A 21632-nucleotide genomic window follows, 5' to 3' on the forward strand; every position below is an offset into this window, starting at 1 on the left:
CGTCGCAAATCAGACGATCCGGTTCGCTGCCAGATCCCAGCCGCCGGACGTGTTGCCGCCAGCGCCACCGGTGATTTTTTGCTGCGTGTAGCGCCAGCGGATTTTCGAGAATTTCAGCGCCACCGACTCGGTGAGGATGTCGCCTTCGGCGACCGACGGCGTCACCGCGCCGATCAGCACGTTTTCGATTTCGATTTCGTAGTACTTGACACGCTCGCCCTGCGCATCGGCACGCATGAATTCGAACTTGGCCTTCGGGATCGTGCGGCCGGCCGAGCAGGTCTGCAGCAGCACCGGCGACGCCAGGTCGGCAAGTTTCTCGAGCACGATATCCTGGTGTTCGCAGCGTTCCGCGGTGTGGCCGCCGCCCGTGGACGAGGTCGCCGATTTCGGCTGCGACACGCCCCAGCTGACCGATTTGCATTCGATCCAATCCTTGTGGCGGTCGTCCGCGGACTCGCCCTTGATGCCGTCGATTTGCAGATAGACGTCGATTGCCATGCCATTCTCCTGTTACGTGGGTTGATCAACTCGGGGTTTTCGGCAGTTCCGCCACCAGGCGCAGCGAAACGGTCAGCTCGTCGAGCTGGAAATGCGGGCGCAGGAAGCTGACGGCGCGGTAGACGCCGGGCCGGCCCGGTACTTCATGCACTTGCACGGACGCTTCCCGCAGCGGGAATTGCGCCTTCTGTTCCTGGCTGGCGTTATCGTCCAGCAGCACGTACTTCATCAGCCAGCGGTTCAGGAAGTCCTCGACATTGGACGCGGAAGCGAAGCTGCCGATCTTGTCGCGCATCATGGCTTTCATGTAATGCGCGATGCGCGAAACGGCGAAGATGTACTGCAGCTGCGAAGACAGCACGGCATTCGCGTTGGCCGCCTCGCTGCTGTAGCGGCGCGCCTTCTGCGTGGACTGCGCGCCGAAGAACGCGGCGTACGACGTGTTCTTGCAGTGCACCAGCGAGATGAAGCCCAGGTCCGACAATTCCTTCTCGCGGCGGTCCGTGATCGCCACCTCGGTCGGGCATTTCAGCGCGACCTCGCCTTCGTCGGTCTTGAACGTGTGGGTGGGCAGGTCGTCCACCAGGCCGCCGCCTTCCACGCCGCGGATCGCGGCGCACCAGCCGAATTCCTCGAAGGCGCGGGTCAGCTTGGCGCCGAACGCGTAGGCCGCGTTGCACCACAGGTACTTCTGGTGGTCGGTGCCGTCCACGTCCTCGACGAAGTTGAAGCCGTCCACCGTGGTGCCGTCGACGGGGTTGAACGGCAGGCGGCCCAGGAAGCGCGGCAGGGTCAGGCCCACGTAACGCGAATCCTCGGACTCGCGAAACGCCTTCCACTTCGCGTATTCCATCGTGTCGAACACCTTGGCCAGGTCGCGCGGCTTGCCCAGGTCGCCGAAGCCTTCCAGGCCGAACAGCTCGGGCGCGGCGGCGCTGATGAAGGGCGCGTGGGCGGCGGCCGCCACGTGCGACATCTGCTCGATGAAGTACATGTCTTCCGGCTGGCGCGTGATCTCGAAGTCGCCCAGCAGCGCCGCGTAGGGCGCGCCGCCGAAGGTGCCGAATTCCTCTTCGTAGATCTTGCGGAACATCGCGCTCTGGTCGAATTCGAGCGCGCTCTGGAAGTCGCGCACCAGCTCGCGCTTGGTGGCGTTCATCATGCGGATCTTCAGGCCGGAACTGGTGGCCGTGTTGCGCACCAGGTAGTGCAGGCCGGTCCAGCTCTGCTCCAGCTTCTGGAACGCTGGTGCATGCATGATGGCGGACAGCTGATCGGAAATCAGCCTGTCCAGTTCCGCGACGCGCGCATCGATCGTGGCCGACAGGTTGTGCGAGACGATCACGGTGCCTTCCAGCACCTGGTTCACCAGTTCGCCGATGATGTCCTTGGCGCGCGCGTGTTCGGCACTGGACCTGGCGACCTTGCTGCGCTCGACGATTTCATCGAGCAGCGCGGCGCTGTCGGCGACCTGCGGGATGCCCCCTGCTTGCAGTTGTGCCGACATGTCATTCCTCCCCGTCCGCGGGCTTCAGCTTCGCCAGCTGCTCGGTGTTTTGCAGCACATCGGTGAGGATGTCTTCCAGCTTGTCGTTGCCGGCCAGCTTGTTGCGCAGGTCGGCCAGCTTGGTGCGCGCATCGAGCAGCTTGGCCAGCGGGTCGACCTGGCGCACGATGGCCTCCGGGCGGAAATCGTCCATCGCGCGAAATTGCAGTTCGAGCGCGAGATTGCCTTCGCCCGTCAGCCGGTTCGGGGCCTGGAACTGCACCGTCGGGGCGACGCCGGCCAGCACTTCGTCGAAGTTGTCGTTGTCGATGTTGACGAAGCTGCGCTCCTTCAGGCGTTTTTGCTCGCGCTCCGGGTTGCTGCCGTAGTCGCCGATCACGCCGAGCACGAAAGGCAGTTCCTTGTTCTCGATCGCGTCGCCGATTTCCACGTCGTAGGTCATCTGCACGCGCGGCGGCCGGACCTTGTTGAGGCGCTTCTGCACGCTGTCGCCGTTTGCCATGTCTCGCTCCTATTTCAGGGCGCCGAACGGGTCGGCGCTGGTCGTTTGGTTGGCCACCTTCGGCGGCTTGGCGCCGTTCGTGACGGGCTTTTTCACCGGCGGCTTCGCGCCCTTCACCGGCACCAGCACGTCCTCGCCCAGCGTGTTGCGCAGCAGGGTGGCCAGTTGCTGGGCCTCGGTGCGCAGCGGACCGGCCAGGTTGTTCTGCTGGCTCAGGTCGGCCACGGCCTTCGTGGACAGCCGCAGGCCCGCCACGGCGACAATGCTGTTGCCCTGGCGGTCGTTGGGATCGCGCTGCAGCGCTTCCAGCGCGTTCGTGATCGCGTCGCCATAGACGCCGCGGTCGAACTTCAGTTGCGCGATCTGCACCCACGGCGCTTTCTCGGCGGGGAACCGGGTGCCGGCATTGCGCAGGATCGTGTAGGCCTTGTCGGCTTCGCCGGCCGCGACGCTGCGTTCGGCATCGGCCATCGCGGCTTCGAGCGTTGCCGCGGTCGGAACCGCGCTGGTGGTGGGGGTGGTGCTGGCGCACGCCGACAACAGCAGCGCGCCGGCGAGGCAGGGAATCAGGTGGGGTTTCATGGTTTTCCTCCTTGCGAACGGTGGAGGCGATTATTGAAGACTTACTCCCGGCAGGAGTTGCGTTGACGCAAGCCCTCACCGGGGTACTTGCGTTAACGCAAGTTCGGCCACGGGCGCGTTCGGTTTAATGGGTGACCGTCCAATCCAAGGAGCCCCCATGAAGGCAACAGCAAGGAACGTGGCCAGCGCCATCGCGGCCGGCGTCGCGATGGCCGCGATGGCCGGCTGCGGCACCGGTGCCACGCTCGCCGGCGCCGTGCTGCAGATCGCCGGCGTCAACCGCCCGCCCGAAGTGCCCGACGCGCAGAAACCGCCGCGCAATGTGAGCATCCGGCTGCATGCCGCGCCCACGCTCAACAGCGGCAAGGCTGGCCCGCCGCTCGCGCTGGTCGCGCGCATCTACAAGCTGCGCCAGGCCGAAGCCTTCGAACGCGTGTCTTACGCGGGCTTCACGAATGCCGGCACCGAACGCGAGCTCCTGGGCCCGGACCTGCTCGAAGTGAAGGAAGTGCTGCTGATTCCCGGCCAGCGCTACGAGGTCACCGAAAAGGTCAGCCGGGAGGCTGGCTTCGTCGGTATCGTCGCGCTGTTCCGCGCGCCGGATGGCCAGCGCTGGCGGGCCGCCTTCCCCGCCGGGGACGCGGAGAAGGCCGGCATCACGGTCGGCCTGCATGCCTGCGCGCTGGCAGTCGGCCAGGGCGCCAGCGCGCGGCAGCAGCAAGTGGCCCGCCCGGCGGGCCAGGCGCAATGCGCATGATTTCAACCTGGAGAACACCATGACGACGCAGATCGAACGGCGCGCCGCGCCATCCCTGTTCGGAGCCCGTCCCGTCGCGCCGGACGGGATGCGCATCCATTCGCTGCTGGACCTGATGCATGAAGGCTTTCACCTGCTGTTCCTGCTCAAGACGGGCTGCGAGCCCCCCGCCGAGGAAGACTTCATGCAGCGCGTGAGCGCCTTCCTTGGCGACTTCGAGCGCGAGGCGAAGAAGCTGCGCGCGCAGGGCGAGGATATCGAGGCGGCGAAGTACGCGTGGTGCGCGGCGCTGGACGAGATCCTGCTGGCATCGTCGTCGCCCTTGCGCGACACGTGGGAGCGGCACCCGCTGCAACTGACGGTGTTCGGCGACCAGCTCGCGGGCGAACACTTCTTCGACCGGCTCGAGGAATTGCGCGGCAAGGGCGGCGCGCGGCTGCAGGCGCTGCAAGTGTTCCATATGTGCCTGCTGCTGGGCTTCAAGGGCAAGCATGCGCTCGACGGCAACGACCGCCTGGCCTACATGACCGCGCGCCTGGGCGACGAGATCGCCCACATCAAGGGCAAGAGCGCCGGCTTCGCGCCGCGCGCGGCGCGGCCGGACCAGGTGGTGAACAAGCTTCGCAGCGACGTGCCGTTATGGGCCGTCTCCGCCGTGTTCGCGCTGGTGGGGCTGGGAGTGTTTACGGGGCTGCGGGCGTCGCTGAACCGCGATACCCAGCACGCGATGGCGGCCTATTCCGACCTCGTCAAGCTGGCGCCCCGCGCCGCCAGCCTGACGATCACCCTGCCCTGACCTGCGGCTCAATCCGCGACCCGGAACTCGATCCGGCGGTTGCGGGCCCGCCCTTCGGCCGTCGCATTGTCGGCCACCGGGCGGTCCGGTCCCTGGCCCGACACGGTGATCATCGCCGGGTCGATGGCCTTGCCGGCCAGGTAGGTGCGCACGGCCTCGGCGCGCGCCAGCGACAGCGACAGATTGCTCTCGCGCAGGCCCGTGTTGTCCGTATGGCCGATCACCTCGACCTTCTTGCCCTTCACCTTCAAGAGCGCGGCCGCCATTTCGTCCAGGATCAGCGTGCCGGAAGGCCGGATGACCGCCTGGCCGCTCTCGAATTCGATGATGCGCCTGGCCAGCGCGGTGTCGAGCAGGTTCTGCTCGGCCGCGCTGACGCGCAAGCCGTTCTTGACGAGATAGGTCGGATTCAGGCTGGCCGCGATATCGCCGGCGATCTGCTGCCGTTGCGCCTCGTTCGCCACTTCGCCCTGCACGCTCACGTTGTTGCCATCCACCTTCAGCTGCCCCTTGGTGATGAGCTTCAAGTTCGGGCCGATCAGCTTCTGCACGTAGCCGTTCCAGTTGGGCGGCTGCACCACATTGCCGATCGCGACCTGGTCCACCACGCGCTCGGCGCCGTACAGTTCGCGCACGCGGGCCAGCAGGGTCGCCTTCGACGATTCGTCGGGTACCGTGCCACTGACCAGCACCTGGCCCGGCATCGGGCTCACCGGCACCGGCACCTGTGCGCCGGCCATGTTCCCCACCGTTGCCAGCAGGGCCACCACACCCAGCATCATGGTCTTCATCGTCGATCTCCCGTCAGGCAAAGGTTTCGCGGAACAGGTCGCGCACGGCGGCCAGCGACAGGCTGCCCTGCGCCAGGCAGGCGGACAGGCGCAGCACGGCGTGATCGGCGGCGATCATGCCGTCCACCCATCCCGTGTCGTCGAAACCGATCAAATGGGCGGCGGCCGCCTCGGGATCGAGGATGGCCTGCAGCGCGCCGGACGACGCGCCGGAAAACCCGACCACCAGCATCGCCCGCTCGCCGATCTCGGCCACGAACAGGGCCAGCTCGATGTCCGTGCGCTGCAGGAAGGGCGCGATCAGCGCCAGCCAGAAGGCTGCCGCCGCGGGCCGCTGCTCGGGCTGGCGTGGCAGCGGCAAGGCAAACCCGCGGTCGAGTTCCTTGCCGCCGCTCCAGGCGAAAGGCTGGAGCAGCAGCCCGATGCCCAGAACGATGCCGCGTACCGAACAGCGCTGCTCGCCGTGCGCCAGCATGGCTTCCAGCGTGGCGATATCGGTGCCGGCGGTAAAGCGGTCCAGGGCCGCCGCGTGGCCGTTGCCGGGGGCATCGGTATCGAGCACCGCCTTGTTGAGCGCTTGCAGCGGCACCGTCGGATCGGCGGCGGTCAGCACGTCGTCCGCCAGGGTGCCGAGCCGTTGCCACAGCGGCGCCAGCGCAAACGGGCTCACGGCAAGGAAGGATGCCGGTTGCGGCACTTCCAGCGTGCCCATCGCGATGAATGGATAGCGGCGGCCCGACTGGTCGTTGCTCGCCGCCAGGTGCCCGGCGACCGCCACGTGGTTGCGCGGTCCGACGAAGGCGAAATGCAGCGGCTGCGCGGCATCGTAATGCTGCTTCCAGCGCGGATTGGTCGTCAGCTGGTTCATCATGCCGGCCAGCCATTCGTCGATCAGGGTGGTCAGTTCGTACTGCGTGCCGCCCTTCACGAAATCGGAGCGGGCCGGCAGCTTGCCGAAATAGCCGATGCGGAATGTGCTCATTACTGTACTCCTCCAACAATCGCGGGCGCGGTGGCCTGCGTGACCGGGGGCGGCGCGGCCGGCATGCCCTGGGTCGCCATCGCCGGCGCGCCGCCGACGATCGTTTCGGGCAGCCGCATGCCCGTGAAGCCTTGCTGCGGCGTGGCCGCGTCGCTGCTGACGGCCGGGCTGCTGGTGATGCGCAAGTCGACCGCTACCGAGAGGCCCTCGGCGCTCCAGCGCAGCTCGTGCACCCCGCCCTCCTTGCGCTTCTTCTCGGCCGCGTCGATCATGCGCTTCAGGCCGAACTGCCCCGCCTCGTTGAACAGTTCCACATTGCGCCCGTCGAACGCCACGGCCGTGATGCGGGCACCGGGCACGCCCTGGGGGCCCGGATGGACCATGCTGGTCCACTGCGGCGGCGTGTTCCGGTAACGCAGTTGCTGGCCGTCGATCTCCACCGTGTACTCGATGGTGCCGGGCGAAGGAATCGGCAGGATCTGGAACACGGTCTGCGCCGCACCGGCCGATGCGCCGGCGCCGCCCGCCGCCACCCAACTGGGGAAGCGCTGCATGGCCTGCGGCTGCAAGGTGATGCCCATGTCGGCCCAGGTGCGCGGCGCCAGCACGTCGCCGCGCCGCACCACCAGGGGCCCCATGGCGGTGGTGACGAACTTCGCCACCAGCCCTTCCGGCCCGAAGAACTGGGCGATCTCCGCCTGGCTCGCCTCGATGCGGGCCGACGGCGCGAACGGATATTTGTTCGCCAGCGTGCGGTTGAACGGTTCGTACACCTGCGCCAGCCAGGTCTTGTTGATTTCCGTCTCGGCCGGGCCGACGATCACGGCGAAGGTCTGCATCAGCGGGCGCACCAGCAGCGGCCGGATGGCGCCCTTCTGCGTGTCGCTGATCCCGTTGAGCATCTGCTCGTCGACGAAGCGCAGCGCGTCGGCCAGCTCGGAACCGCTGCCCTCCAGCGTCTGCTGCATGAAGGCCTTGGCGCCGGGCCCGGGATCGCCCTGGTTCTTCAGCTGGTTCAGCCGGGTGCGCAGGCGCGACAGCGTGTCCAGGTAGGAGCGCAGCAGCGAGGCGTCCCTGTCGTGCTTGCCGACGATGCGCGCCACCGGCGCGAACTCGCGGCCGATGGGGCCAAGTGCCTTGTCGAAGCCCGCGCCGCCCAGCTGGATGTTGACGTTCACGTTCGAGTTCACCGACGACGGCGCGCGTTGCATCACGCGCGTCTTGATCCAGTTGACGAAGCCGGTCTGCGCCTCCTTCATCTGGGCATTGATCGCCGTGGGGTTGTCCCATGCCGTCTGTTCATGGATCGTGTTCAGGATCTTGGCGATCGGCGACGCCTGCGGATCGCCCAGCCGGTTCATCGCCACCACGGCGCCGTTGAAGCCGTTCATGTCGGCGATCGCGATACCCTGCACGAACTTCTGCCATTCGCGCGTGTAGTCGGCCTTGTACATGTCGACCAGGTTCTTCTCGATCTGCTCCGGGCTTCCTTCCAGCGTGAGGTCGTCGCGGCTGGATGTCTTGAGCACCCAGTCGGTGCTTTGCAGCTCCTTCGCCGACACATCGCGGATCGCGCCGGCCACGTACTTGTCCCATGCCTCGCGGGTGAACGTGCCGGAGATGGCATGGCTGCCCTGCACCAGCACCGCATCCTGCTCGCCGACGATGCGCCCGACCGTCATGGCCGGGAAGCGGGTGGCGGCGCGGGCCCGGATCTCGGCATACACGCGGTCGCGCGCCGGCATGCCGCGCACCACGCGCCGCAGGTTCTCGCGCGCCGTGTCCACCAGCGCCAGCTTTTGCTCGATGCGTGGCCACGACGGGTCGCCGACCTGCGCGAGGTGGAACGTCAACAGCCGCTCGGCGCTGCGGATCATCTGCTCGCGCGGCATCGTGCCCCGGTTCGCTTCCAGCCAGCCGCGCCAGAAGCGCGTCAGCTGGTCGTTCAGGTGGCCCGGCTCGGCGTGCGCGGGATCGGCCAGCATCAGGTAGGTCTTCAGCGCGTTGTACGCATCTTCCACATTGGTGGGCGAGGCATCCGCGTAGGCCCGCGCGGTGCCTTGCGCGCTCTGCTGCGCCGCCGCGGCCAGAGCGGAGAGCTGGGCGGCGTTCGCGTTCATTTCATACAGCAGCGCTTCCAGGTTGGCAGCCACCGGCTTGACCAACACTTCACGCACGCCGCCGAAGAATTCCTCGCGCAGCTTGCGCTCCAGCAGCGCGCCCTGGTACAGGCCGAGCGACAGCGCCCACGGCCGATCCTGGCGGTATTTCTCCAGCTGCTCGATGCGCCGCTGCAGCACGTCGAGCGCCTCCAGCCGGGATTGCAGGTCGAGGCGGCCATCCTGCAGCCGCACCACCTTGTCCAGGTCCCCCTGCACGGTCGCCAGCAACTGCCGGTTGCCCAGGTACGACCAGCTCCAGCCGGCCAGCGACATGCCCAGCGCGACGGCGACCACGACGAAGGCGCCGTACTTGAGCTGCATCTTGCTGCGGCTGGCGTATTGCGAAACGAGGTTGCGGTCTTCGAAGATCACCTTGCGGAACAGGTCGAGCAGGAAGTAGCCGGTCTGGCGCAGGTCATGCTGCGGCTCCGGTTCCGACCGGCCCGTGAGGGCAAAGCGCTGCACCACGTGCCGCGACTGCGCGCATTCGGGCACGCCTTCCTGCAGCGCGCTGGTGAAGTAGAAGCCGCGGAACACCGGCTTGAACTGGAACGGGTTTTCCTCGAACAGCGTGGCCAGGAAGGCACGCAACGGCACCCGCAGCGACGAGAACTCGAGGGGGAACGTAAACGTGCCCGAAGGCAGGCGGTCGCGGCGCTGCAACGTCATGTTGGCGATGCAGGTTTCCTTCAGGCCCTCGTGCAGTTCGTCGAAGGCCTGGTCGAAGAACGCCAGGATTTCCTGGGTGCCGGCCTTGCGCTGGTAAGGCATCGTCGCGCCCCAGGGGCGTTCGCGCTCGGTCCGTTCGAACGGCGCGAAGAATTCGGCGAAGCCGGCGATCAGGTCGGCCTTCGTGAAGACCACATAGACCGGGGCGAACACTTCGAGCCGTTCGATCAGGTCCTGCACGCGCTTGCGCAGGCTGCGCGCGAGGCGGATGCCGGCATCGGCATCGGGCCCGCGCAGCTCGGCGATGCTGACGGCGATCAGGATGCCGTTGATGGGTGCCCGCGCGCGGTGCTTCTTCAGCAGGTCGAGGAAGCCGTGCCACTCGCCGCGGTGCTCGTCGTCCACCGAATACCGGCCCGCGGTATCGAGCACGATGCCCTCGGTGGTGAAGAACCAGTCGCAGTTGCGGGTGCCGCCCACGCCCTGCACCACCTTGTTGTCGGCGATGGGAAACTGCAGGCCCGAGTTGACGACCGCGCTGCTCTTGCCGGCGGCCGGGTTCCCGATGATCATGTACCACGGCAGTTCGTACAGGGCGCGGCTGCCGGTCGTGATGCCGAGCTTCGAGCCGCGGATCGTCTCGATCGCATCGAGCAAGCCGGCGCGCAGTACGTCCACGTCGCCATTGGCGGTGCTGGACGGCTCCGCCTCGATCGCCTGTTGCAGCCGGGCCGCGCTGCGCGCCGCCAGGTGGCGCCGCAGCCATCGCACGAACAGCCAGACCAGTACTGTCGCGCACGTGGCGCCGATGACCCATATCAGCGCGAGCTCGAGGAGCTCGGCGCCGAGATAGTAAAGACCCGCCATCGCGACCAGGCCTACGATCGCAAGGTGACGGGAGTCCGTCAGGAACAGCCAGATTCGTCGCATCATGTGGCACCCGTTGGTTTCGGATCGGATGATGGTGCCACTATCCTTACGGAAATTAATTGATAGTCCGCAACCTCACGCAATGTCAGCGGCGGCGTGTGCGCAGTTCCACGTGGCCGAAATCCATCATTTTCCAGCGCCCGCCCCAGGTCAGGCCGGCCGCTTCGGCCACCTGGCCATACAGCTCGTAGCCGCGCATCGCCCACGGGTCCTTTTCCGAGATCACCACCTTGCCGTTGCGCAGGAAGGCGCAATCGCCGGCCAGGCCGAACTGGTGCCAGCTCTGGAAAGCACGCGCATTGGTAACGTGGCCGCCAGCGTCGGCCAGCTCGTTCTGGCGTTCGGGGCTCCGATACCCTTCCAGCAGCACCATCTCGTAGCCATACTGGTCGCGCATCACCTTGAACACCATCAGCAGCCGCTGCGTGAAGTCCGGGTCGAGCAAGTCCCAGTTGCGGTTGGCGCTGGCCAGTTGCGGCCGTACCAGCGTGACTTCGGCGGTGGTGAACACGGCCGGCGGCAGCGGCGTCGGCGCGATCAGCCGTTCGCCGCGCAGCAGCTCGGCCACCTGCTCGTTCACCGCATGGTCGGGGGCGGGCACGCCCGGCAGCTCCGCGCGTCCGGCCAGCAATAGGGCCAGCAGCGGCGGCATCAGCACCAGCGCGGCACAGCCGCAGGTCAGCCACGGGTGCCGCCGCGCCACGTGCGGCGCCCGTTGGCCCTGGCGGCGCAAGGCCCTCCAGACCGAGAGCAGACCCTGCGCTCCCTGCGCATTCGCCCCGTGCCAGGCACGGTCGATATCGCGGGCAAAGCGCATCAGCGCCATGCCGGCAAGATCCCGCCCGGACGGGAAGACCAGCAGCCAGCCGGCCGCGCAGGCGGCGACAAACAACAGCAGCATGGAAACGAGAAACATGGGTGCGCTCCGTCAAGACCATCGGGAACCGCCCGCGCGACACTGGCCGGCGGACGGGCCGCCCATCGTAGAACATGGCCATGTCCGGGCAGGACGCCTACATCAAGCTTTGGAGGACTACCTTGGATTCATCAAAACCCAGGGGCATACTGGCCAGCCTCGAACACAAGGCCGCGGAACCGCCGCGGCGCCCCGGCATCGCCGCGCCATCGGCCGCGCGGGGCGCCCTCATGGTCGTAAGCGGCGGCATCATGGTCAGCGCGGTCCTGGCCTGGTGGCTGTACAGCGGCCCATCGCCGCTGATGGTGGATGAAGTGCTGCCGTCGCCACCCGCCTTCAGCCAGGCCGCGCCGGTGCCGGCACCGGCGAGCGCCCCCAGCGCCGATACCGAAGCCGCCGCCATCGTCGACGAGGCCCCTCCGCCGGCCAGCGCCCCGTCGCCCGCCCTGGCCGCGGTGCTCGCTCCCACGCCGATCGCCACGGTCGTGATGCGTCGCGAACAGGTGGCCGCGCGTGCCCATCCGAAACCGAAACCCAAACCAAAGCAGGTCACCGCCGCCCGACGGGAACAGCCGCGCAGCCCGCCACGTGCAGCGCCGGACACGGACGTGGCCCTGCTATCCGCGATCGTTGCCCATGCGGCCGAGCATGACGTGATCGAGGCGCGTGCCGGCGACAGCACGGCAAGCCTGCTGCAGCGGTGTCGCCGTGTCGGCGGCGAGGAAGGCCGGCTGTGCGGGCTGCGCATCTGCGCCACCCGGGCGGGCGACCAGGCCTGCCACGTCGAATAGCCATCCTCCACCGGCCGCACTCCGCGCGGTCGGCTCTTCCACTTGCCAGAAACGTTCGCGCGCGCACATCGCGCTGAGCAGGACCGTGGCATCCTGTCGCCCTCGTATTCACACAGGAGAACACGATGACGCAACAACTCAACGGCAAGAAAGTGGCGGTACTGATGACCGATGGCGTGGAACAGGTCGAATACACGGAACCGCGCAAGTTCCTGGAGCAGCACGGCGCGCAGGTGACGCTGGTGTCGCCGAAGGCCAAGGGCGAACAGGTCCAGGGTTTCAACCACCTCGATCCGGCCGAGAAATTCGACGTGGAACTCGATCTGCGCGCCGCCCGTCCGATCGACTTCGACGCGCTGGTGCTGCCCGGCGGCGTGGCCAACCCGGACCAGCTGCGCCTGTCGACGGAAGCGATCACCTTCATCCGAGAATTCGGCCGCGAGAACAAGCCGATCGCCGCGATCTGCCACGGCCCCTGGACCTTGATCGACGCCGACCTCGTGAAGGGCAAGCGCGTGACCAGCTGGCCGACCTTGCAGCTCGACCTGGCCAACGCCGGCGCCCAATGGACCGATCAGCAGGTGGTCGTGGACGGCAAGCTCGTAACCAGTCGCAAGCCGGACGACATTCCGGCGTTCAATGAGGCGATCCTGAAGCAGCTGGCTGCCTGACCGGCGGCACAGCCAATGTAAAAAGCCCGGCACCTGCGCCGGGCTTCTTTGGACAGTTCTACACATCCGATTCGATATTCAAGGCTACCCGATCAAACGCGTCGCGCGGTCAGCAGGCGTCGAACAGCCGGTTTTAGCAGATTCGATTCCTGGACAGATCCCAGCCTCCCGCAGTGTTTCCTCCAAGTCCGCCGGTTACCTTCTGCTGGGCATACTTCCATTTCACTTTCGAGAATTTTAAGCTGACAAATTCCGACAATATATTCCCGCCCATGATGTTCGGTACAACCGCACCGATTAGCACATTTTCAAGTTCGACCTCGAAGTACTTCACTCTTTCGCCCTGCCCATCCGCACGCATGAATTCGAGTTTCGCTTTCGGAATCGTTTTCCCAGCTGAGCAAGTCTGAAGCAACAGTGGCGATGCGAGATCAGCCAATTTCGATATCACAACACCACCATGCTCGCAGCGTTCCGCAGTGTGCCCGCCACCAGTAGAAGAAGTCGCTGATTTGGGCTGAGTTACGCTCCAAACGGCAGACGTACACTCGATCCAATCCTTGTGCCGATCGTCCGCAGATTCGCCTTTGATACCGTCAATCTGTAAATAGACATCGATTGCCATGCGTCCTCCAGAAGTCAGGAATTGTCGAACATAGAAAATAAGCTGAGTTCGATTTTCGGCTAGCGCGAAACATTGTATGTTGTTACAACTCAGATAGGTGAAAGCCCGGCACGCCATAGCGTGTCAGGCGTCAATGAACCTGAGAAAACCGTTCGCTATGATCGATGGCCACCACCAGGATAAACCCATGCGATCCGATATGATTTTATTGACGTCCGTGGCCCTTGTTGCCTCCACCGGCAGTTTCGCCGAGCAACAGCGCTCGACCAGCGTCTACACAGATGTTTCCGGCAAGACTTGTATCAAGCATATTGACGATGAGTTGACCGGCGCGTACACCCTGGATTGCACCGGAATCCGCGGTTACCGGCTGCAAGTACTGAATGACGACGAGCGCAGCTCGGTCAACATCGTCACACCGGACAAGAAGACATTTCCGCTCGACTACTGGGACGTTGTAACGCCAGGTTTTTCCAGCCTGGGCAATAAAGCCGAATGGCGCTTGTATCGGCAAGCACAACAATCATTTCCTGTCGCTTTGATAGTGCGTCTTAACACTCTGGATCAAAGCGATCCTGGTACGCCAAAACGCCGATCCATCTTGGTAGTAGCGAGAATATCCCAGAATTCCGCTTGCGTTACACATACTGTCGATGCCAAGACTCCTCATGCTAATGATCGAGCCAGGCAATTTGCCGACGACGTGCACGCGGCATGCCTTCCACGTAATTCAAACGTTATAACTTCAACGAAAGGATGACCTATGGCACAGCCTTCAGCAGCATGCAAACGCGCGCTCGCAGATGCGACTGCACTCTGCCCCAACCGCAGCCGTGTTGCGGACGGCATCATGGGAGACACCTCACATCAGAATAGGAAAAGCGATCATAACGACGGTAATGCCTTCGACCTGACGCACGATCCCGACAACGGTGTCGATTGCCACTTCTTTGCCAAGCTAGTATTGTTGGACTTTCGAGTAAGCTACGTAATCTGGAACCGGAAGATTTACAACGCCGAGATGCCGGACAAAGGATGGCGGCCATACGACGGCAAGAACGGTCACACGCATCATATGCACGTATCAGTGAAGGCAGCGCTCCGCGACATCGGTTCGCCTTGGCCGTGGGCGTCACTTGAATCGTGACGCAATACCAGGACTGGAGCTAACGAGGCACTTTAGCAATCGGGATATGGGTGGCCCAACAAACGTAAGTGGATAGCCCGACATCGCTGCCGGGCTCTTCACATTGTACGTCCGCGACGTAGATCCGCGCTCAGGGCGAGCGTTTAAGGACCCGTCGACCGTTGGCCAAGCTCGTGAAGGCGTTTCGCCCGAGAAGAAAAGGTCTCGCGCAAAGTTTGCCTAGTTCCCGCGCTCGACGCGACCAGTCCGCTGCGAGGAGGATCAACGGTGAATCTGCCGGCGTGACTCATCAGAGATGTTGGATAGGAGGTTCATGATCAAGCGAACAAAGGTGAAGACGTATTGTCTAGTCCATTGCTGACCACGGTGCAATCGCCAGGATTTCTCTCATGCTGCAGCATCCCGCATCCAGGCGCGGCATGACCGTCCGGCAGAGTGCCCCGCTGCGCCACGCGAGGCCAGCCTAAGGGAGTTAGCCCCCACTCGTCAGCAGCCCATGGGCCCTATATGCAAACAGGCGCCCCTGAAATGCCAAAAGCCCAACCGGTCAGGGCTGGGCTTTTCGCTTCGTGCAGTATTCTGGCTCCCCGACCTGGACTCGAACCAGGGACCTGCGGATTAACAGTCCGTCGCTCTACCGACTGAGCTATCAGGGAAAAGAGGCCGTATTATAGTCAGGCCGTAAGCAACTGTCCAGTCAACGGCCTGGATTTTTCGTGCTTATCAGTTCAGCAGCGCTACGCCCGTCCGTGTCGTGCTTGCGGCATGGTCCAGCTTGAAGGCGCCGACCACATCGGCCAGGACCGTTGCCTGCTGCTGCAGCGAACCGGCGGCGGCGGCCGCCTCCTCGACCAGCGCGGCGTTTTGCTGGGTCACGCTATCCATCTCGCCGATCGACAGGTTGACTTGCTCGATGCCGGCCGACTGCTCCTCGGTCGCCCCGAGGATTTCGCGCATGATGCCGGTCACGCGCTGCACGCTGGCAAGCACTTCATCCATCGTCTGGCCGGCCTGGTTGACGAGCAGGCTGCCTGCCTCGACGCGGCCGACCGAGTTACCGATCAGTTCCTTGATTTCCTTGGCCGCCCCGGCCGAGCGTTGCGCCAGGTTGCGCACCTCGGACGCGACCACGGCGAAGCCGCGCCCCTGCTCGCCTGCCCGCGCCGCTTCCACGGCCGCGTTCAATGCCAGGATATTGGTCTGGAACGCAATGCCATCGATGACGCCGATGATGTCGCTGATCTTCTGCGAGGCCGCGCTGATATCGTTCATGGTGCTGATCACGTTCGAGACGACCGATCCGCCCTGCACCGCCACCGCCGACGCGCTTTCGGCCAGCTTGTTGGCCTGGCGCGCATTCTCGGCATTGGCCTTGACCGTGGAGGTCAGCTCTTCCATCGCCGAAGCGGTTTCCTGCAGGGAGCCGGCCTGGTGTTCGGTACGCGTCGACAGGTCCAGGTTGCCCGCGGCGATTTCCTTGGCGGCCACCTTGACCGAATCGCTGGACTGCCGGATCTCGACCAGCACGCTGGCGATCTGGTCGGCAAAGTTGTTGAAAGCGCGGGCGATCTGCGACAGCTCGTCGCTGCCGCCGGCGTCGAGGCGGCGCGTCAGGTCGCGGTCGCCCGAAGCGATATCCTCGAGCGCGTCGCGCACTTCGTCCATGCGGCGCAGGATGCGGCTGATGATCAGGCCGAGAACCAGGGCCGCCGCGCCGGCGGCGCCGATCGCCGTGACCAGGGAGCTCGTCAGGATGCCGCTCAATGCCGCCGTGGCTTCTTCCTTGTCCAGCGCAACGATCAGTATCCATTCGGTGCCTTCCACGCGGCTGGCGCGCAACAGTGCGGCACGGCCATGCAGCGTGACTTCCCGTACCTGCTGGGACGACACGAGTTCCTGCAGCGCCTTGCCCGACAGTTCGGCGGCGTTGTCGCTGAGCGGCTTGAGCGCCAGCTTGCTGTCCGGATGGGCAATGATCATGCCGGAACCGTCAGTGAGGATGCCGTAGCTGTGCGGCGTCGGCTTGATGGAGGCGACGGTGCGGACCACGGCATCGAGCATCACGTCGATGGCGGCGACGGCACTGCCATCCTTGGCCGGCTCGGCGAAGGTCACTACCACGCGCCCGTTGGAAGCACTGACATAGGGTGCGGTCAGGATCGGCCCCTTCGTCCGCATGGCCTCCTGGTACCAGGGGCGCGCGGTAGGATCGTAATCCTTCGGCAAGCCGGGCTCCACCGGCTCGAACAGGTAGCGCTTGTCGGCATAGCCGATGTAATTGCTCTCGCTCGCTCCAGCCACCTTGGCGGCGCGCAGGAACGGCAGGATGTCGCTGGCGCCCGCGTTCAAGGCCACGGACGACACGACGGCGCGTTGCACCTTGGCCCACTCGGCAATCATCCTGGACTGGCTGTCGAGGATCTGGCTGAGCTGGCTGTTGATGGCTTCCATCGTATTCACGCGGATCGTCATGAAATTGGCTGCCGCCACCGCCATCAGCGCGACGACCACGATGCCAACCCCGGCCCCCGTCAGGCGGGCCTTGATGGAACTGAACTTGTAAGCGAACTTCATCTTTCTCTTCCCTACGATTACGCATGCAGCGCGTGGATTCCTGATGGAAGAGTTTAGTTGCTTTCAAGTAAGCGTTCGATGAAAACCCGTATAAAAACCAGGCTTCGCGTGGCGAAAATGCCGAAAGCGCTTACAAGTTGCCAACACTGCTGAAGGTGCAATGTGCCGATCGCAAGCACCGGTGCACGACGGATCGTGCGATGCGCGGCGCCAGATTAAAAGCAAAAAGCCCAACCTGCAAAGGTTGGGCTTTCGGACTTGCAAGCCTGGCGAACCAGGGGGCCGGGTATTAGAACAGGCCCTTCAGCTGCACACCCCACTGGCGCGGCTCGTTGACGAAGCCGGTCAGGTTGTTGAAGTCGATGGCACCCGTCACGCGGCGCTGGTCGGTGATGTTGCGGCCGAACGCGGCGATTTCATACTTGCCGCCCTGCCAGTTGTAGCCGATGCGCAGGCCGCCTTCCGTCAGCGGCGCGCCGGTGAACTCGGTGGCCTCGTACAGGAAGAAGTTGACCTTGCTGCGGTACGACCAGTCGGTCAGCACGAACAGGTTGCCTTCGGCCAGCGGCCAGTTGTAGCGGGCCGACAGGTTGACGATCCACTTCGGTGCCTGCGGCAGCGCGTTGCCGTCGATGACGACGCGGCCGGCCGCGTTGATCGGGTCCAGCACCGTGCACTGCGCGCAGCGGTTCACGGACAGCGACGGGTCCTGGATCTTCGTGTAGTTGTAGCTGGTCGAAGCCGCCACCTTGAAGTCCGGCGTGACGAAACCTTCGATCTCGGCCTCGATACCGCGGCCCTTGGTCTTGTCGGCGTTGATCAGCGCGGTGATGTTCGAGTTACCGCCCACGACCGTCAGCTGCTGGTTCTTCACGTCGTAGTCGAAGATCGACAGCGAAGCGCGCGCGCGGCGGTTCAGCAGGTCGGCCTTGATGCCGGCTTCGAACGAGGTGATGGTTTCCGCATCGGCAATGGTGGCCGGGCCGGAAGCGGACGGCGCGCCGATCGACGGTGCGCGGAAGCCCGTCGCAACGCGGGCGTAGGCCGACACGTCCGGGTTGATCGCATACGTGGCCGACAGGTCCCAGTTGGTCTTGTGACGTTCCGAGTTGATCGTCGATGGACCCTGCAGCGTGGTACCGGTGGCTTCGATCGTCTCGAAGTCCTTCTTGTCGTTCGTGTAGCGCAGGCCGCCGCGCACGGTCAGCGCATCGGTCACGGCGTAGTTCACGGAACCGAATGCCGCCCACGCCTTGTTGCGCTGGTTGCTGATCACGCGGCTGGTGCGCACGCCGGCGGTGTTGAAGTTGTCGCTCCCGCCGGTGGCGTCTTCATCGAAGTAGTACACGCCGGCCTGCCAGCTCAGCGGGCCAGCCTTCTTCGATTCGATACGGAATTCCTGCGTGTACTGCTTCAGGTCCGGCAGCACGGAAGCCGTCTCCACCTGGAACGGCACCACACCCGGGCCGTAGACCGGGTTGCCGCCGTCGATGTCGCCGCGGCTGTTGTACTCGGCGATCGACTCGTAGCCCGTCACGGAGTACAGCTTCACGGCGCCCAGGTCCCACGACAGGCGCACGTTGCCGCCGCGCGTGGTCAGGTTCTGGTAGTTCTGGCCGTTGGTGTACACCGCGCCTTCATCGTAGTTGTCGACCAGCTGGTTGCTGCCCTTCTTGATGATGTTGGCCTGGAACAGGCGCGAGTTGCCGGAGGTCGTGCGCTGGTGCACGTTGAACAGCGCGTTGAACGTGCCGCTCGGCTGGTACAGCACCTGCACGCGCTCGGCGTGCTCGTTGTAGCCGTCCAGCGTCTCGCGGCCGTCGATGAACTCATTGCGGATGTAGTCGTCGCGGTGCTGGCGCAGCGTGGAAACGCGCATCGCCCATTCGTTCGACAGCGGAATGTTGGCCGCGCCTTCCACGTTGGTGGTGCCGTGCGAAGCGACGGAGAAATTGTAGTAACCTTCCACGCCCTTCAGGCTGGGCTTGGCGGATTCGAACTTCACCACGCCGGCCGGGGTGTTGCGGCCGAACAGGGTGCCCTGCGGGCCACGCAGCACTTCAATGTTCGCCAGGTCGAACATCGGATAACCCTTCAGGATCGGGTTTTCCTGCACCACGTCGTCATAGATCAGCGAGACGGGCTGCGAAGCGAAGATCGAGAAGTCGGCATTGCCGTAGCCACGGATGTAGAAGCGCGGGAACACGCGGCCCGTCGACGATTCCACGTTCAGGCTGGGGGTCTTGCCGGCAAGCACGCGCACGTCCTGGCCGCCGGACAGGATCACGTCCAGCTTCTCGTGTTGCAGCATCGAGACTGACACCGGCACTTCCTTGATGTTTTCGGCACGGCGCTGGGCCGTCACCGTCACCGTTTCCAGCTGGCCGCTGGCGACCGGCTGCTGGGCGGCCTGCTGCGTGGATTGTTCGGTGTTTGCCTGGGTTGCATCCTGGGCCATGGCGGCCATCGGCAGCACGGCCGTCAGCGCGAGGAGACGCTTGTGCATCTTGGACAGTTTCATCATTTGCCTTCCTGGGTTAAAAATAAAGCTGCAAAGGTGGTCAACGCTGTCTCCGTCTTCTCTCGCGGATGCTCGTCAAGTGGCCCCGCTGCCTGGTCGTGCTGCCAACTACCTGAAATTCTGTCATCGCCGCGGATAACAAAAAGCCGCGTCGAAACGCGGCTCTCTGGAATTCTGGCTCCCCGACCTGGACTCGAACCAGGGACCTGCGGATTAACAGTCCGTCGCTCTACCGACTGAGCTATCAGGGAAAGGAGGCCGAATTATAGCGGTGCTCGGCAAAGACGACAACATCATTTTCAAATGTGGCGCCATGATGCCACGCAAGCACCCTTCACATGGTTGCGGCAATCACTCAAGCGGCCCATCGACATGCGCACAACGGAGCCGCAAAGAGAAATGGCAACCAATGGGCCCGCTGCCAATAGTGAAGGCACAGGCCCGTATAAACAGGGGTGTCGTCATGAAGCCAGGTGCCTTGCAGGACCCGGGCCGCATCCTGCTGGCCGATTACCTGCGCATGGAAGGCAACTACACCTTCCATGCCCAGCTGCGACATGGCGAGTGCGACGGCATGCGCGAACTGGTGTGGACCGAACACGTCGACGTCGGCATCGACGCCGGCAGCACGGTCGTCACGGCCGATCCGCTGGACCCGGATGCCGACGGTCGCGACTGCATGCGCCTGACCGTCACGGCGGGCGCTTCCGACAACAGGCTCTTCATCTGGAGGGTGCCCTTCGTCTGCGGCCGGCAGCACGACGATTGCTGCGCCTGCGCGCCGGTGCGGCCGGGGCGCTACGCCAAGGAGATCAATATCCATAACGCGACCGGCGAGCGCGCCCCGGTCCTCGAGCAGGTCATTCCCCTGGTGCCGGCGGGCGCCGTGCGCGGCCGCGAACCGCGCGTGGCGCAGGTCGCGGCGCGCGATGCGGTCCTCCTGTCGGCGCATAGCGCAACCATGGACGATTGCTGCCGCCTGCAGGAACTGCTGCTGGGCGGGCCGGCCGGCGACCATGTGCCGCTGAGCTCGGGCATTGTCGAGATCATCAGCACGGCGGAACTGGCGGTGACGGTGGTGTACACGACCGGCAGCGGCGCCATCGACGTGGAAACCGTGGCGGGACGGCGGCTGCTTTAACGCTGTCTGGCGCTTTCCAGCAACCGCTTGTATCGCGAGTTCTCGACTTTGCCAGCGGTCTTGATCCTCTGGGGCCAGCCTGCTGACGTATCACACGCGGGCGGAGAACTCCGGATAGAACGTGCGCAGGTGGCGATTGTTCGCGCTGCGGAACAGCGGCAGGTTGTACTTGAAGCCATTGATCACCGCATGCCTTGGCGCCAGCACCTCGGCCATGAACCGCACGGTCCCGAGCGCCAGCAAGCCTTCCACGCTGGGCCCGATCCAGAAGCCGCCGATCGGCTTGGTCAGCTTGCGGAACTCCTTGCGCTGGTAATCGAACGCCTCCCACACGAACGACAGCGTCGCCACGTCCGGCGTCGTGTCCTCTTCCGAATTGCGCCAGTCGAGGAACTCGATGCTGTCGCGGTCGACGCCGTTCAGCTGGAAATGCTCGTCCAGGTAGTACTTGTACCAGCTGTGGTAGCCCTGCACCTTCGCCTGCCTCTGCTCGCCCACGACCACGTGCTCGAAGCCGCTCAGGTCGCGGTTTTTGCCGTCGCTGTACTGCTCGAACCACACGCGCTGCAGCACGGCCCACCACTGGTCGGTGCTCAAGGGCTGGTCCAGGCGCTCGTTGACATAGGCGCGCGCCACCTCCATCGGCGGGGTCTTGTGGGCGTAGTCGAGGAAGCGCTGGACTTCGTCCTGCTCTTCCGGGAAATTGACTTCGGCCTTGGTCTGGTCGAGCGTGTAATTGTTCAGCAGCGCATTCACCAGGTCGTATGACTGCTGCTTGTGCGCCGGGATGTGCACTTCCTCGATGAGCTTGTGCGTCCTGCTCGCCTCCTCGAGTTCGTTGACGACCACGTGGCCCGTCTCCCGGAAGGCGTCGATTGACTCGCCCTTGTGTACCGCCTTCAGGCCGGCGTGCTGCTGGTCCGCGTCCCAGATTTGCTGGTAGATATCCGTCATTCCATCTCCTGTCGGTTCATGGCTGCGTGCGCGCGGCGCGGGCACGAACAGCAGGGATATCGTACGCGGGAATTGTTTAAGGGACATGAAACGCGGGCCGTCGCAGATGAATA

Annotated in this window: 19 protein-coding genes and 2 tRNA genes; 7 read left to right on the forward strand and 14 right to left on the reverse strand. The window is 64.7% G+C overall.

From position 1 onward, the window contains the following. Positions 1-9 precede the first annotated feature (9 nt). Genes V6Z91_RS00085 through V6Z91_RS00100 form a run of 4 tightly spaced genes read right to left on the reverse strand, consistent with a single transcriptional unit; the run spans position 10 to position 3092 of the window. Complete coding sequence (locus tag V6Z91_RS00085; RefSeq protein ID WP_338764989.1) at positions 10-501, reverse strand: type VI secretion system tube protein Hcp; 492 nt, start codon at positions 499-501, stop codon at positions 10-12. Between the two features lie 25 nt (positions 502-526). After that, entirely contained in the window at positions 527-2008 is a 1482-nt protein-coding gene (gene tssC, locus V6Z91_RS00090; protein ID WP_338764992.1) for a type VI secretion system contractile sheath large subunit, read from the reverse strand. Position 2009: 1 nt separating this feature from the next. Continuing rightward, positions 2010-2510: a type VI secretion system contractile sheath small subunit gene (gene tssB, locus V6Z91_RS00095; protein ID WP_338764995.1), complete on the reverse strand. Its 501-nt coding sequence runs from the start codon at positions 2508-2510 to the stop codon at positions 2010-2012. A 9-nt stretch (positions 2511-2519) separates the two neighbouring features. Continuing rightward, positions 2520-3092, reverse strand: a complete 573-nt coding sequence (locus tag V6Z91_RS00100; RefSeq protein WP_338764997.1) for a hypothetical protein — start codon at positions 3090-3092, stop codon at positions 2520-2522. A gap of 157 nt (positions 3093-3249) precedes the next feature. Between V6Z91_RS00100 and tssJ the strand changes: the two genes are divergently transcribed. Together tssJ and icmH are read left to right on the forward strand one after the other, a co-directional pair. Then, positions 3250-3849 carry a type VI secretion system lipoprotein TssJ gene (tssJ, locus tag V6Z91_RS00105; RefSeq protein ID WP_338764999.1) on the forward strand — a complete coding sequence of 200 codons (600 nt, stop codon included), beginning with the start codon at positions 3250-3252 and terminating at the stop codon, positions 3847-3849. A 19-nt stretch (positions 3850-3868) separates the two neighbouring features. Next, positions 3869-4645: a type IVB secretion system protein IcmH/DotU gene (gene icmH / locus V6Z91_RS00110; RefSeq protein WP_338765002.1), complete on the forward strand. Its 777-nt coding sequence runs from the start codon at positions 3869-3871 to the stop codon at positions 4643-4645. Positions 4646-4653: 8 nt separating this feature from the next. Here icmH and V6Z91_RS00115 read toward each other — a convergent pair whose 3' ends face one another. From V6Z91_RS00115 to V6Z91_RS00130, 4 genes are all read right to left on the reverse strand, one after another. Further along, positions 4654-5385, reverse strand: a complete 732-nt coding sequence (locus V6Z91_RS00115) for an OmpA family protein (protein ID WP_338772121.1) — start codon at positions 5383-5385, stop codon at positions 4654-4656. A gap of 64 nt (positions 5386-5449) precedes the next feature. Further along, entirely contained in the window at positions 5450-6418 is a 969-nt protein-coding gene (tagF, locus tag V6Z91_RS00120; RefSeq protein ID WP_338765005.1) for a type VI secretion system-associated protein TagF, read from the reverse strand. Further along, entirely contained in the window at positions 6418-10182 is a 3765-nt protein-coding gene (gene tssM / locus V6Z91_RS00125; protein WP_338765008.1) for a type VI secretion system membrane subunit TssM, read from the reverse strand. Before tssM ends, tagF begins: the two co-directional genes overlap by 1 nt. Before the next feature lie 82 nt (positions 10183-10264). Continuing rightward, positions 10265-11095, reverse strand: coding sequence for a M15 family metallopeptidase (locus V6Z91_RS00130; protein WP_338765010.1), 831 nt, complete (start codon positions 11093-11095; stop codon positions 10265-10267). Positions 11096-11217: 122 nt separating this feature from the next. Between V6Z91_RS00130 and V6Z91_RS00135 the strand changes: the two genes are divergently transcribed. Both V6Z91_RS00135 and V6Z91_RS00140 read left to right on the forward strand, forming a co-directional pair. Continuing rightward, on the forward strand, positions 11218-11886 hold the full coding sequence (locus tag V6Z91_RS00135) for a hypothetical protein (RefSeq protein WP_338765012.1): 669 nt from the start codon (positions 11218-11220) through the stop codon (positions 11884-11886). A gap of 125 nt (positions 11887-12011) precedes the next feature. After that, complete coding sequence (locus V6Z91_RS00140) at positions 12012-12557, forward strand: type 1 glutamine amidotransferase domain-containing protein (RefSeq protein ID WP_338765015.1); 546 nt, start codon at positions 12012-12014, stop codon at positions 12555-12557. Positions 12558-12690: 133 nt separating this feature from the next. Here the strand turns inward: V6Z91_RS00140 and V6Z91_RS00145 are convergent, their stop codons facing one another. Next, complete coding sequence (locus V6Z91_RS00145; RefSeq protein ID WP_338765018.1) at positions 12691-13182, reverse strand: type VI secretion system tube protein Hcp; 492 nt, start codon at positions 13180-13182, stop codon at positions 12691-12693. Between the two features lie 187 nt (positions 13183-13369). On the opposite strand from V6Z91_RS00145, the gene V6Z91_RS00150 reads away from it, so the two are divergent. Both V6Z91_RS00150 and V6Z91_RS00155 read left to right on the forward strand, forming a co-directional pair. Beyond that, positions 13370-13942 carry a hypothetical protein gene (locus V6Z91_RS00150; RefSeq protein WP_338765021.1) on the forward strand — a complete coding sequence of 191 codons (573 nt, stop codon included), beginning with the start codon at positions 13370-13372 and terminating at the stop codon, positions 13940-13942. Positions 13943-13945: 3 nt separating this feature from the next. After that, a complete protein-coding gene (locus V6Z91_RS00155; RefSeq protein WP_338765024.1) occupies positions 13946-14329 on the forward strand; it encodes a hypothetical protein in 384 nt (127 codons plus the stop codon). Between the two features lie 580 nt (positions 14330-14909). On the opposite strand, the gene V6Z91_RS00160 is transcribed toward V6Z91_RS00155, so the two are convergent. The 4 genes from V6Z91_RS00160 to V6Z91_RS00175 all read right to left on the reverse strand — a co-directional run bounded on the left by V6Z91_RS00160 (position 14910) and on the right by V6Z91_RS00175 (position 19675). Next, positions 14910-14985, reverse strand: a tRNA-Asn gene (locus tag V6Z91_RS00160). 67 nt (positions 14986-15052) lie between these two features. Continuing rightward, positions 15053-16903, reverse strand: a complete 1851-nt coding sequence (locus tag V6Z91_RS00165) for a methyl-accepting chemotaxis protein (protein WP_338765027.1) — start codon at positions 16901-16903, stop codon at positions 15053-15055. 289 nt (positions 16904-17192) lie between these two features. Further along, the gene (locus V6Z91_RS00170) at positions 17193-19427 is read right to left on the reverse strand and encodes a TonB-dependent receptor (protein ID WP_338765029.1); all 2235 of its coding nucleotides are present in this window, start codon (positions 19425-19427) and stop codon (positions 17193-17195) included. Between the two features lie 172 nt (positions 19428-19599). Then, positions 19600-19675, reverse strand: a tRNA-Asn gene (locus tag V6Z91_RS00175). Between the two features lie 212 nt (positions 19676-19887). Here V6Z91_RS00175 and V6Z91_RS00180 point away from each other — a divergent pair. After that, complete coding sequence (locus tag V6Z91_RS00180) at positions 19888-20565, forward strand: hypothetical protein (RefSeq protein WP_338765031.1); 678 nt, start codon at positions 19888-19890, stop codon at positions 20563-20565. A gap of 90 nt (positions 20566-20655) precedes the next feature. On the opposite strand, the gene V6Z91_RS00185 is transcribed toward V6Z91_RS00180, so the two are convergent. Then, positions 20656-21519, reverse strand: a complete 864-nt coding sequence (locus V6Z91_RS00185; RefSeq protein ID WP_338765033.1) for a hypothetical protein — start codon at positions 21517-21519, stop codon at positions 20656-20658. Positions 21520-21632 lie beyond the last annotated feature (113 nt).

This window comes from Massilia sp. METH4 (genome assembly GCF_037094685.1).
Taxonomy (GTDB): Bacteria; Pseudomonadota; Gammaproteobacteria; order Burkholderiales; family Burkholderiaceae_D; genus Rugamonas.